At 68.3% G+C, this 12,299-nt stretch carries 12 protein-coding genes; 1 reads left to right on the top strand and 11 read right to left on the bottom strand.

The genetic code is table 11. The features are described from left to right. Positions 1-75: 75 nt before the first annotated feature. A complete protein-coding gene (locus AC1DBX_RS04140) occupies positions 76-594 on the bottom strand; it encodes a hypothetical protein (RefSeq protein ID WP_476855671.1) in 519 nt (172 codons plus the stop codon). Positions 595-683: 89 nt separating this feature from the next. Here AC1DBX_RS04140 and AC1DBX_RS04135 point away from each other — a divergent pair, with 89 nt between their 5' ends. Continuing rightward, positions 684-1,790: a winged helix DNA-binding domain-containing protein gene (locus AC1DBX_RS04135; protein WP_476931125.1), complete on the top strand. Its 1,107-nt coding sequence runs from the start codon at positions 684-686 to the stop codon at positions 1,788-1,790. 81 nt (positions 1,791-1,871) lie between these two features. Here the strand turns inward: AC1DBX_RS04135 and asd are convergent, their stop codons facing one another. The 10 genes from asd to AC1DBX_RS04085 all read right to left on the bottom strand — a co-directional run bounded on the left by asd (position 1,872) and on the right by AC1DBX_RS04085 (position 12,206). After that, positions 1,872-3,014 (bottom strand): aspartate-semialdehyde dehydrogenase, encoded by a 1,143-nt coding sequence (asd, locus tag AC1DBX_RS04130; RefSeq protein WP_043435910.1) that lies wholly within the window; start codon positions 3,012-3,014, stop codon positions 1,872-1,874. Positions 3,015-3,059: 45 nt separating this feature from the next. Further along, entirely contained in the window at positions 3,060-3,287 is a 228-nt protein-coding gene (locus tag AC1DBX_RS04125) for an NF038396 family protein (protein ID WP_028276519.1), read from the bottom strand. Beyond that, entirely contained in the window at positions 3,287-3,880 is a 594-nt protein-coding gene (locus AC1DBX_RS04120; protein WP_476931124.1) for a dihydrofolate reductase, read from the bottom strand. The genes AC1DBX_RS04125 and AC1DBX_RS04120 overlap by 1 nt, the downstream gene beginning before the upstream one ends. Further along, positions 3,877-4,680, bottom strand: a complete 804-nt coding sequence (locus tag AC1DBX_RS04115; RefSeq protein ID WP_079550143.1) for a thymidylate synthase — start codon at positions 4,678-4,680, stop codon at positions 3,877-3,879. The genes AC1DBX_RS04120 and AC1DBX_RS04115 overlap by 4 nt, the downstream gene beginning before the upstream one ends. Positions 4,681-4,713: 33 nt before the next feature. Next, the gene (locus AC1DBX_RS04110; RefSeq protein WP_476851322.1) at positions 4,714-5,115 is read right to left on the bottom strand and encodes a GntR family transcriptional regulator; all 402 of its coding nucleotides are present in this window, start codon (positions 5,113-5,115) and stop codon (positions 4,714-4,716) included. Continuing rightward, entirely contained in the window at positions 5,112-6,758 is a 1,647-nt protein-coding gene (locus tag AC1DBX_RS04105) for a hypothetical protein (protein ID WP_476872984.1), read from the bottom strand. Before AC1DBX_RS04105 ends, AC1DBX_RS04110 begins: the two co-directional genes overlap by 4 nt. Before the next feature lie 78 nt (positions 6,759-6,836). Further along, complete coding sequence (locus AC1DBX_RS04100) at positions 6,837-7,814, bottom strand: NUDIX hydrolase (RefSeq protein ID WP_476855676.1); 978 nt, start codon at positions 7,812-7,814, stop codon at positions 6,837-6,839. An 11-nt stretch (positions 7,815-7,825) separates the two neighbouring features. Continuing rightward, on the bottom strand, positions 7,826-10,090 hold the full coding sequence (locus tag AC1DBX_RS04095; protein WP_476931123.1) for an RNA degradosome polyphosphate kinase: 2,265 nt from the start codon (positions 10,088-10,090) through the stop codon (positions 7,826-7,828). An 89-nt stretch (positions 10,091-10,179) separates the two neighbouring features. Further along, complete coding sequence (gene mshD / locus AC1DBX_RS04090; protein WP_476870457.1) at positions 10,180-11,202, bottom strand: mycothiol synthase; 1,023 nt, start codon at positions 11,200-11,202, stop codon at positions 10,180-10,182. Positions 11,203-11,507: 305 nt separating this feature from the next. After that, entirely contained in the window at positions 11,508-12,206 is a 699-nt protein-coding gene (locus tag AC1DBX_RS04085; RefSeq protein ID WP_277526303.1) for a winged helix-turn-helix transcriptional regulator, read from the bottom strand. Between the last annotated feature and the right edge of the window lie 93 nt (positions 12,207-12,299).

The following is a 12,299-nucleotide window of genomic DNA, read 5'->3' as shown; positions in this document are numbered from 1 at the left end:
AGTCCGGCCCAGGGAAAGGGCCGCTGCCCGGGCACGGCCGGGGGCAGCGCCGGCCCGGGCGCCCCCGCGCCCCGGCTACGGTTCCGTGTGGCGGGGTGCCACCTTGCTGAAAAGCATGAAGGTGAAACCGGAGGCCGCGGCCCCGAGCAGGAAGACCTGGCAGAACGCCACGGACTGGACGCTGGGCCCGCTTTGCAGCACCAGTCCGGCGCACGCAAACGCCACGGCGCCGGCGAGGAACGCCAGGGAGCCGAGCAGGAAGGCCTGTACGGTGGCCGGAAATTCGCCGCCATAGTCGAGCTGGAGCTCCCGGCCCTGCGGGGCGATGCTTCCGTGCTTCACAGCCGCCTGCACCCGTGCCTGAGACCGTGCCCTCGGCTGCAACGCCGCGGCCGTGACGAAGCTGGCCACGGACACCGCCATGGACGAGGCGGCCACCAGCTGCAGGGTGCTCATCATGGGCGAGAGCCGGGTACCGCTGGCGATGGCGACGGCGAGCCCGGCAGCCATGCCGGCGGCGCTGGACGCCCAGCCCAGCAGGGCCAGCTTCCGGCACAGGGGCCGCAGCAGCGGCCACACCTCACTCATAGTCATGATTCAAGGGTAGGGAAGCCTGCTGGATGGCGGCTGGGAACAGCCGGGCAACAACCCGACAGGCAGCACACGCGACTTACCATGGTTCCATGGCAGCAGTGACGGGCGTCCGCCGGCTTGGCCCCGGAATCATCGGCAGGCTGCGGCTCGCCGCCCAGGGACTGCTGGGACCGGGGTTTCAGTCCGTCCCCGACGCCGTCCGCGGCATGACTGCGATGCAGGCCCAGGACCTGCAGGCCGTGCTCTGGGCCGTCGGCCAGCGCGTGCCGGGTTCCCGCGCCGAAGACGTACGCGGGGCGCTGGACCGGGCGGAGATCGTCCGTTCCTGGCCAATGCGCGGCACCTTGCACGTGCTGGCGCCCGAGGACTTGAAATGGATGCTGGCCATCACCTCCGACCGGCTGATCCAGGGCCTGGCCCGGCGCCACCGGGAGCTCGAGATCACGGCCGCGGACGTCGACGCCGCCGCGGCAACTGCCCTGCAGCTGGTCTCCGGAGGAGCTGCCAGCCGGGCGGAGCTGTTCCAGGCCTTCGAACGGGCGGGCCAGTCCACGGCGGGCCAGCGCGGCATCCATCTGCTCGGGATCCTGTGCCAGCGGGGGTTGCTGGTGCAGGGTCCGCTGGCCGGCAACCAGCAGCTGGTCGTGGCCTTCGGCGACTGGATCACCGAGTCGCGGACCCTGGACCGTTCCGACGGCATCGCCGAGTGGCTGCTGCGCTACCTTCGCAGTCACGGCCCCGCCACGGAACGTGATTTTGCCTGGTGGGCCGGCATTCCGCTGACGGAAACCCGGGCCGCCCTGGCCCGGGTGTCGGACCAGCTGGCGGAACTGGAGTTTGAGGGGACCAGCTACTGGCTCTCTGCAGAGACAGCCGCGCTGCTCGACGACGGCGTCCCCGGTCAGCGCACGGTGCTGGCGCTGCCGGGGTTCGACGAATTCCTGCTCGGCTACGCGGACCGGTCCCTCGTGCTGCCGCCGGAGCACGCCGACAAGATCGTCCCCGGCGGCAACGGCGTGTTCAAGAAGACCATTGTGACCGGCGGCGGCGTGATCGGCACCTGGGCCGGGCCGCCGGGCCGCAGGGGAGCCGGCGTCGTGCCTGAACCCTTCGACGCCGTTAACGGGCTGCGGCCTGCAGCCCAAAAGTCTTTTGGGCTGCAGGCCGCGAAATACCGCAGATTCCTTGGCGCCTGAACAGGTGCCGGAACAGGTGCCTGAACGGCCGCCTGAAGGGGTGCCTGAACGTCCGCCTGAAGGGGTGTCCCGGAAGTGCTCCTAGAGGTTTCCGGTGGCGATGCGGAGCATGCGCCGCAGCGGCTCCGCGGCGCCCCACAGCAGCTGGTCGCCCACCGTGAACGCGCTGATGTACTGCGGACCCATCTCAAGCTTGCGGATCCGGCCCACCGGAATGTCCAGGGTGCCGGACGCCGCCACGGGCGTGAGCTCGGCCATCGAGGCTTCCTTGGTGTTTGGCACCACGCGGGCCCACTGGTTGTCCGCGTCCACGAGCTTCTCGATCTCGGCGACCGGGAGGTCCTCGCGCAGCTTCAGGGTCAGGGCCTGGGAGTGGGAGCGCATCGCACCGATCCGGATGCACAGGCCGTCCATGACGACGCGGTTCGCGGCGGAGGTGCCAAGGATCTTGTTCGTCTCCACTCCGGCCTTCCATTCCTCCTTGGACTGGCCGTTGCCGAGGTCCGCGTCGATCCAGGGGATCAGCGAACCGGCCAGCGGAACGCCGAACTGTGTGGCGTCGATGCCGGCGCGCTGGTGTGCCAGGACCTTGCGGTCGATCTCGAGGATCGCCGACGCCGGGTCGTCCAGTTCGGTGCTGACCTCGGCGTTGAGGCTGCCGAACTGGTTCAGCAGTTCACGCATGTGGCGCGCCCCGCCGCCGGAGGCCGCCTGGTACGTCATGGACGTGCCCCATTCGACCAGGTCGTTCTTGAACAGCCCGCCCAGGCCCATCAGCATGCAGGACACGGTGCAGTTGCCGCCGACGTAGTCCTTCACCCCGCCGGAGAGGCCGGCGTCGATGACGTCCCGGTTGATGGGGTCCAGCACGATGATGGAATCCTCATTCATGCGCAGCGTGGAGGCGGCATCGATCCAGAGGCCGTCCCAGCCGCGGCTGCGGAGCTCGCCGTGGACCTGCTTGGTGTAGTCCCCGCCCTGGGCGGTGACAATAATGGGCAGCTTCGCCAGGGTCTCGAGGTCGAACGCGTCCTCAAGCTTGCCGGCGGCGCCCGCAGCGGCGCCGGCCAGGGCAGGGGCGGCACCGCCCGCGTTCGAGGTGGAGAAGAAGACCGGGTTGATGTTGGCGAAGTCGCCCTCATCCTGCATGCGCTGCATGAGGACGGAACCGACCATGCCACGCCAACCAACCAGGCCGACGGACGGGGTAGCTGCTGTAGTCATGGGCCCAGTTTAGACTTCACGGCCAGCCCGGCGCAGTCGGTTACGTCACGCGTTATAGTCGCCGCGGGGCTCTTCCAGCAGTGCCGCCTTGCGCCGGCGCAGCGCGAAAACCGCGCCGAACGTGAAGACCTGGGTCACCACCACCAGCACGATCGCCCCGAGGATCTTGTTGCCGCCCAGGATCATGGTCAATCCCACGACCGCGGAGAGCAGTGCGAGCAGGGGCAGGAGCATGTACCCCAGGACAAAGAGTGTTTCTGGCTTCCTCAGCATTACTTGGCCTCCGTCCGGCGCCACAGCGTGATCCGGTAGCGGGTGCCGTTGGCGGAGGTCAGCCAGCCGTTGGGCGGGAGGCTGGCCGAGACGGTCCAGTCGTAGCCGAGTTCCGGAGCGAAGGTGTCCCCTTCGGCGTTGGTGTCGATGGTGGTGACGACGGCGACGTCGGCAAGGTCCAGGGACTGGGCAAAGATTTCGCCGCCGCCGATGATCCACACGGTCTCATGGCCGGCCACGAACTGGGATTCAAGCAAGGCGTCATCGAGCGACGCGACGGCGACGGCGCCTTCCGCGCCCGGGGTGTCCTGCCAGGTGGCCTGGCGGGTGATGACGATGTTCGTCCGGCCGGGCAGGGGGCGGTACTTGTCCGGGAATGATTCCCAGGTCTTGCGTCCCATGATGACCGGGTGGCCGGTGGTGAGGCGGCTGAAGTGCGACATGTCCTCGGGCAGGTGCCACGGCATGTCACCGGCCTTGCCGATCACCCCGGTGCTGGTCTGGGCCCAGACGAGCCCGAGGCCAGTGGTGGACGCTCGAAGTTGTTCCGTGAAATCGCCGGGCTGCACGCCCGCGGTGTTGTCGTTGCTCATACGGCTATCGGGGCCTTAATCGTCGGGTGGTGCTGGTAGCCGACCACCTCGAAGTCCTCGAGGGTGTAGTCGAAGATGGAGTCCGGCTTTCGGGTGATGTTCAGCTGGGGGTAGTCGTAGGGCTCGCGGGCGAGCTGCTTGAGGACCTGGTCCATGTGGTTGTCGTAGATGTGGACATCCCCGCCGGTCCAGACGAATTCGCCCGGTTCCAGGCCGGTCTGCTGCGCGATCATGCGTGTCAGCAGGGCGTAGGACGCGATGTTGAAGGGCACGCCCAGGAAGGTGTCCGCCGACCGCTGGTACAGCTGGCACGAAAGCTTGCCGTCCGCCACGTAGAACTGGAAGAACGCGTGGCACGGGGGCAGGGCCATGTCCTTGAGTTCGGAGACGTTCCAGGCCGAGACGATGTGCCGGCGCGAATCCGGGTTGGACTTCAGGTTCTCGATGAGCTCGGCGATCTGGTCGATGTGCCCGCCGTCGGGCGTGGGCCAGGAACGCCACTGGACCCCGTAAACGGGACCGAGTTCGCCGTCGGCGTCGGCCCATTCGTCCCAGATGGTGACGCCCTGGTCCTGCATCCATTTGACGTTCGTGTCGCCGCGGAGGAACCAAAGCAGCTCCACCGCCACGGACTTGAAATGCACCCGCTTGGTGGTGATCAGCGGGAAGCTCTTGCTCAAGTCAAAGCGGAGCTGGCGGCCAAAAACGCTCAGGGTGCCGGTACCGGTGCGGTCCGATTTGTGCGTGCCGTGCTCGAGGACGTCGCGCAGGAGGTCTTCATAGGGCGTAGGGATGCTCACCGTTCCAGTCTACTGAGAACTCGCTGGCTCTCCTTATTTGTGTGACCCTCCCTGCCTCGCCCGCAGGATCGCCAGCAGTGCCGCGTCGTCGAGCCCGGCAGTGCGGCCTTCCGCAATGCAGCGGTCGACGGCGGCGATCACCTCCACCGGGACCGTGCCCGGCGGAGGTGCGGGCGGGGTCAGGATCGGCTGGCTGCCGGCGACCACCGTGCCGTTGCGCCGCCGGGTTTCGACCAGTCCGGCCAGTTCGAGTTCCTTGTAGGCCCGCGCGACTGTCCCGGCCGCGAGGCCCAAGTCCGACGCGAGGCTGCGGACGGTCGGCAGCCGGGTTCCCGCTGCCAGCGTCCCGGCGCTGATGAGGGAGGCGATCTGCGTCCGGATCTGCTCGAAGGGGGGAACTGGCGAACGCAGGTTGACGGCGATGCCCGCCGTCACGCGGCGACTTCCTTCCGCGGCAGGGGAGCGGGGGTCTTCCGGGCCAGGCCGCCCACGGGGATGACGGCGATGACCACGGCACTGGCGGCCAGGACAGCGCCTGCCAGGGTCGCCGGCCACCACGATCCGGCGGCCGGATCGACGGCGTCGCCGAACGCGTCCGGCCCGAACACCGCCGCCCAGGCATTGGTCTGGGTCAGCAGGAGGACACCGGCCTGGGCCGTGAGGGTTGCGGCGAGGGTCCGCACGACGCGGTGGACAGTGATGGCTCGCAGCGCGGGGTCCAGACCGCGCGGGGCGTCGCGGACGCCCTGGCGGGACCGGGCCCGGAGGAACGCCGGCAGGGCGGCAACGCAGGTCCCGGCGGTGAGCAGTGCAACCGGAACCCAGCCGCGATCTTCGGCCAGCAGGGCCTGTCCCGCGGCGGTGACGGCGAGGGCTGCCAGGAAGACCAGCAGCGCCAGGACCGCCGTGGTCAGCAGGGCCGGGCTGACCGGCTGCCGGGGCCAGGTGCGCGGCGCCTCCGGCGTTCCGTAGTTGCGCTGCAGGACCAGCTCGCCTCCGGCGATGACCAGCAGGACGCAGGTGCCCATCACGGCCACGAGTCCCGCAAGTCCGTAGCCGGCGGCCGCCATGATCACGGGGGCGAGGAAGGCTCCGGCGACCAGCGGCACGGCGGCCGCGAGGCCCAGGAGCGCTCCAAGTGAGGAGACCAGCCTGGCGGCCGGGTGCTGGCGGCCGGCGGCGATCCCTGATTCCGGCCGGTTCCGGACGCCCAGCCCGGCGGAAGCAAGCCGAGGCGGCCGCCACCACCACATCACGAGCAGGACCACGGTCGCCGCGAGGCCGGCGAAGTTCGTCCACGATCCCGTTTGCTGGGCCGGATCGGGACGGGCCGCGAAGTTCCCCGCGATGACCGCCAAGCCGGCAGCCACTGTGGACACTGTGCGCAGCAGCCGGTTCATCGCGATGGTCCGCAGTACAGCGTTGTCCGCCGCGTCAAGGGCCTCCAGTTGCCGGCGGCGGGCGATCAGCCACAAAACCAGCCACGTGCCGACGGCCAGCACCAGCAGGGCGCCGCCGAGCCATGCGGCCACCTCCGGTCCGGGGATACGGCCGTCGCCGCCGCTGTTGTAGTAGCCGTACGCGCCGTCGCTGACCGTAGTGGGAGCCACGGCCGCGAACCCGGGCAGCGTGGCAGTCCGGGCGATGGCCGCGGCAGCCGAGACGAAGATCGCAGCCGTGGTCAATGCCAGCCTGCGGGGCAGGAAGTCTTTGATGCGCCGCACGGACAGCACGGCCTGCCGCCGCATTCGCCGCGGACCCGGGTAGGTGACCTGTCCCAGGGCATGCACGCCCAGGCAGCCCAGGACCGGCCATGCCAGCGCCGGGATGATCGAGTCGGCGCCCACCACGGCGGACGCTGACGGATTGGCCGGGATGATGCCCAGGGTCATGGCGCCCTGGAGTGAGCTTGCGAGCCAGCCGATCACACCTACCCACAGCCCGTGCTCCGATACTGTCTGCGGCGACGTTCCGGTCCCGGGAGCCCAGATCACCCACCGCAGGACGGCATACACCAGCAGGGCGGCGATCGCCGGGCCGAGCAACAGCATCGGCGGCACGTTCAACAGGACCGGCACGGAATCCCCCAAGATTCAGCAGTAATGTATCAAGCTATTGATACAAACTAGGCTTAGGGCCCCCCGGGGTCAAGGACCTCAGTCGTCGAACGGCTTGAACCGCTCCACCGCGACCACTTTTTTCTTGCTGCCGCGGGCGACGTGGCAGACCACGATCTCGCCCGGCGCCAGGAACGGGTCCGAGGACGGCAGCAGGTCCCGCAGCCGGGAGTTCATGTGCTTCGCGAGTTGCTTCAGGACCGTGGGCAGGGCCGGACGGTGCGTGCACAGCGCGACGGCCCGCTGCTTGTCGAACAATCCCTCGACGACGGCTGCCGTCTTGTGCGGGCTGCGGCTGTGCCGGTGCTCGGTGAGGGCCTCGTTGAGCTTGACCTTGGCGTCGGCCGCCTTGGCGTAGGGTGCGATGGTGGCAACGCACCGCAACCACGGGCTTGAAACGATCCGCGCGGGCTTCCACGCCTGCAGGAGCCGCCCCACCGACTGCGCCTGCCGCATGCCGGTGGCGGCCAGCGGGCGGTCGCCCTCGGCCTTGGACCAGGACGAGCGGGGCTTGGCCTTCGCATGGCGCACGATCAGCAGCGGCCAGGTCGCCAGCTCCCCGCGGTCGTGGGCGTTCACCAGGTGCTGCAGCGGCTCGATGTCGCTCGGGTTGCTCAGGAGGCGGGCGGCCTTCTCGGGCGGGCACCACATGACGCTGTCGACTTCCGTGCCGTCCGGGATCAAGACGGCGCCGTCGACGTCGACCGCCCAGTAGTGAACCACCTTCAGCCCGGCCGCCACGTGGTAGTGGATGGGCGGGAGCGGGATCCCCAGCGGAGCGGTGAGCCCGATCTCCTCCTCCACCTCGCGCACGGCGCACTCCGGGATGGTCTCGCCGGCGTCTATTTTGCCCTTCGGCCAGGACCAGTCGTCATACCTCGGACGGTGGATCAGCAGGACCTCGAGCTGGTCCTTGTTTACCGAATTGAGGCGCCAGGGGATGGCGCCCGCCGCCGTGACGGAAACCTCTTCGCCGGGTTGGTCAGCCTGGTCCGCAACCAGTGCATCGCTGCTCACACTCACGATCCCTACCGCAGGATGGTCGAGCGCTGGCGCGAGCGGGAGGCGAGCAGCCAGGACTGCACGTCCTTGAGGTCCTGGCCGTCTTCCGCCAGGTGGTGGCGGTTCCATTCACCCTGCTTGTCCAAATGCCAACTCGCGGTTTCGGGCACCATGTAGCGGTTGAGCAAGTCCAGGACGTAGCTCGTGTCGTCGCCGCTCGTCAGCTGCACGAGGGCTTCAACGCGGCGGTCGAGGTTGCGGTGCATCATGTCGGCCGAGCCGATGTAAACCACCGGGTCGCCGGCATTGGCGAAAGCGAAGACGCGGGAGTGTTCCAGGAAGCGGCCCAGCACGGAGCGGACCGTGATGTTCTCGCTCAGGCCCGGAACGCCGGGCCGCAGGGAGCAGATGCCGCGGACAATGACATCCACCTGCACCCCGGCCTGGGACGCGCGGTACAGGGAATCGATGATGGCTTCGTCCACCATCGAATTGACCTTGATCTGGACGCGGGCGGGGATGCCGGCCCGGGCGTTCCTGATCTCGGTCTCGATCCTGTCGATCAGCCCGGAACGGACCGAGCGCGGCGCCACGAGCAGCCTCTTGAACGTGGACTTCGGCGCGTAGCCGGAGAGCTGGTTGAACAGCTTCGACAGGTCTTCGCCGACCTGTTCGTTCGCCGTCAGCAGGCCCAGATCCTCGTAATAGCGGGCCGTGCGGGGGTGGTAGTTGCCGGTGCCGATGTGGCAGTAGCGGCGCAGGCCGTCCACTTCCTGGCGGACCACGAGGGAGAGCTTGCAGTGGGTCTTGAGCCCCACGATGCCGTACACCACATGGACGCCGGCCTGTTCCAGTTTCCGGGCCCAGGAGATGTTCGCCTGCTCGTCAAAGCGCGCCTTGATCTCCACGAGCGCCAGGACCTGCTTGCCGGCCTCGGCGGCGTCGATCAGGGCATCGACAATCGGGGAGTCACCGGAAGTGCGGTACAGGGTCTGCTTGATGGCCTGGACTTTGGGGTCCGCGGCTGCCTGTTCCAGGAACGCCTGGACCGACGTGGAGAAGGAGTCGTACGGGTGGTGCAGGAGGATGTCCCGTCGCCGCATGGCGGCAAAGACGTTGGCCGCCTTGGACGTTTCCGATTCGTTGAGGTAGCGCGAGGTGTGCGGGACGTGCTTGGGGTAGTGCAGGTCCGCCCGGTCGATCCCGGCAATCACCGAGAGCCCGCGCAGGTCCAGCGGCGCCGGCACGGAGTAGACCTCGGATTCCTCGACGCCGAGCTCGCGGATCAGCAGGGCACGGATGTTCGGGTTGATGTCATTGGTGACCTCAAGGCGGACGGGCGGGCCGAACCGGCGGCGCAGGAGTTCCTTCTCCAAGGCCTGCAGCAGGTTTTCGGCGTCGTCCTCTTCGACCTCGACGTCCTCGTTGCGGGTCACGCGGAAGATGTGGTGTTCCAGGACCTCCATGCCGGCGAACAGCTGGTCCAGGTGCACGGCGATAACTTCTTCGAGCGCGATGAACCGTGCCACCCGTCCCGGGACGGAGCCGGCGCGGGCGCCGTCGATGGAGATCAGGCGCGGGAGCTGGTCAGGGACCTTGACACGGGCGAAGAGCTCCTTGTCGCTGACCGGGTTGCGGACCACCACGGCGAGGTTCAGGGACAGCCCGGAGATGTAGGGGAACGGGTGCGCCGGGTCCACGGCCAGCGGCGTCAGGATCGGGAATACCTTTTCCGCGAACATGGCGCTGAGCTGGTCCTTGGCCTGCGAGTCGAGCTCCTCCCAGTGCATCAGGTGGATGTGCTCATAGGCCAGCGCCGGACGGATCTGTTCGGCGTAGACCCGGGCGTGGCGCTGCTGCAGCCGGTGGGCCTCCTCGCCGATCTGCTCCAGGACCTGCATGGGGCTCAGCCCGGCAGGGGAGGGGACGGCGAGCCCCGTGGCGATCCGCCGCTTCAGCCCGGCCACCCGGACCATGAAGAACTCGTCCAGGTTGGAGGCGAAGATGGACAGGAAGCTGACCCGCTCCAGCAGGTACAGGTTGGGGTCCTCGGCCAATTCCAGGACCCGCGCGTTGAACGCAAGCCAGCTCAGTTCCCGGTCCAGGAACCGGTCGGGGCGGATGTCGCCTTCCGGTTCCAGGTTCGGTGCGAACTCCGGAATGTCGATCCGGTCCTGCGTGGCGCGCGAGGCCGGCACTTCGGAGGAGCCAAAGCGGGCACGTACCGGACGCGCCCCCTTTTCCGGCGTTGCTGGTTCAGACGTGGATGTCCGGGCGGTATCCCGTGGCATGGTGTCTCCTCAATGCTGGCGCGATGTAGCTTCAACCTTACAAGCAATCATGGCCGGATGACCCCAGGTTTCGGCCCGGGCCGGGACGGTTATCCGCCGACTTGACTAACGCCGTCCGGCGCTGGAGCGGCGGCCGGTGACGGCTGCTGCGGCAGCGGCGCGTACATCACGTCGACATCCCAGCGGGTGAATCCGAGCCGGCGGTAGAGGGCGACGGCGGGGGTGTTGTCGGCATCGACGTAGAGCATGACGGCGCGGAGCCCCAGGTCCTGAAGATGCCTGATGCCGGCGACCGTGAGGGCCTTGCCCAGCCCGGACCCCTGGGCGTCGGGGGTCACGCCCACCACGTAGACCTCGCCCATTGCGGGGTGGTCGCCGTGCCGGGGGTGCACCTTGGTCCAATGGAATCCCAGGAGCCGGTCCGCCGGGTCGACGGCCAGCAGGAAGCCCGCGGGATCAAACCACGGTTCGGCCATCCGGGCGTCCAGATCGGCCCGCGTCATGTTGCCTTGCTCCGGGTGGTGGGCGAAGGCGGCCTTGTTTGCGGCCAGCCAGGCGTCCTCGTCCCGGCCGGGCACGAAGGCGCGGAGCTGTACGCCGTCCGGGAGTTGGACCTCCGGCAGGGCCGCTGCCGCCGTCATCAACCGCATCTTCCACAGCTCACGCACGGCGCCGTAGCCGTAGCGGGCCGCGAGGTCGGCCGCGGCCTCGTGGTTTCCGTGGGACCAGGCTTTCAGGCCGGCGAAGCCGCGGACGGTCTTCAGTTCGCCCAGCAGGCGGTCACCCACGCCCTGGTTGCGGTAGCTGGGATGGACGGCGACCTCGAGGATGCCGGTGCCGTCCGGTTCCTCAATGACGACGGCGACGCCGGCCAGGTCCTGCGCCGTCGCGGGATCCAACTTGTCATCCGGGGCATAGAGGGCCAGGGCAAGCACCGAGTGCTCGCCCGCATCGCCGGCGCGCAGCGTGACAAGGGTCTGTTCGGACAACGGCGGATTGCCGTCGGACTCTTCCGCCGCGGCGACAAGGGCGGCGACGTCCCGCAGCAGCGCGGCGTCCACCGTTCCTTTTTCAGTGTGTACGGGCCAGTTTTCCGGGTGCGCAGGGCTCATGGTGCAAGGCTATCGGGTGCATGGGGGTCAGCGGCCGATTTTGTCGAACTGCGGACGGCCGCGTATAGTCGTTATCTCGTCCGGCATTGAGCCAGATGCGAGGGGGATCCACCACTGGGGTGGCCTCGATACGTTCGACCCGTATGTCCTCCACTGAAAAGTTTGTGCCGATGGTTTGGTGCACCAACAAGGCCCCGGACTCTGGATTCCAGAGTCCGGGGCCTTCTGCGTTCAGTGCCTGCGTTCAGTGCTTGTGTACAGTGCCTGCGTACCGGCGCCGCCGCGCTGTGGCGGCCGTGGCGCGCTCAGGCCTCGGTCAGTTCGTCCTCGGGCTGGCGGACCAGGGTCAGGCGGTAGCCGACGTTGCGGACGGTGCTGATCAGGTTCTCGTGGTCGGCGCCCAGTTTGGCCCGCAGCCGCCGGACGTGGACATCCACGGTGCGCGTGCCGCCGTAGTAGTCGTAGCCCCAGACTTCGGTCAGCAGCTGCTGGCGGGTGAACACCCGGCCGGGGTGCTGGGCCAGGTATTTCAGCAGTTCAAATTCCTTGAAGGTCAGGTTGAGCGCGGCGCCGTTGACCCGTGCGGTGTAGCTGGCCTCGTCAATCACGACGCCGGCGGCCCGGATTTCGGTCGGCACGTCTTCCTTGTCCGGAACGGCGCGCGCAACGCCGAGCCGGATCCTGGCCTCGACTTCTGCCGGGCCCGCGGATTCCAGGAGGATGTCGTCCACGGCCCACGCCGAGGAGACCGCGGCCATGCCGCCCTCGGTGAGGATCAGCATCAACGGGGCGCTGAGGCCGGTGGCCTTGAGCAGCTGGGTGAGGGAACGTGCGCCGACCAGGTCCTTGCGGGCATCGAGCAGGACGATGTCGCAGGGGTCGGTCTCGAGCAGGGCAGTGGGCTCGGCCGGAAGGATATGCACCCGGTGGTTCAGCAGTTCCAGAGCAGGCAGGACGTCCACGGATGTTCCCGTGCTGTTCGTCAATAGCAGGATGTGCGACATTGTTCCTCCAAGGGGTGTCCGCGCATCGTTGGGCGTCTTGTTGCTGATGTTGAGTATACCTAAAGGCCCCATTCCGGCCATGGTCCCGTCACC

This window comes from Arthrobacter sp. 10N44_2 (genome assembly GCF_056394385.1).
The sequence above is the reverse complement of the archived record's forward strand: the minus strand, read 5'-3'. Positions and strand labels throughout refer to the sequence as shown.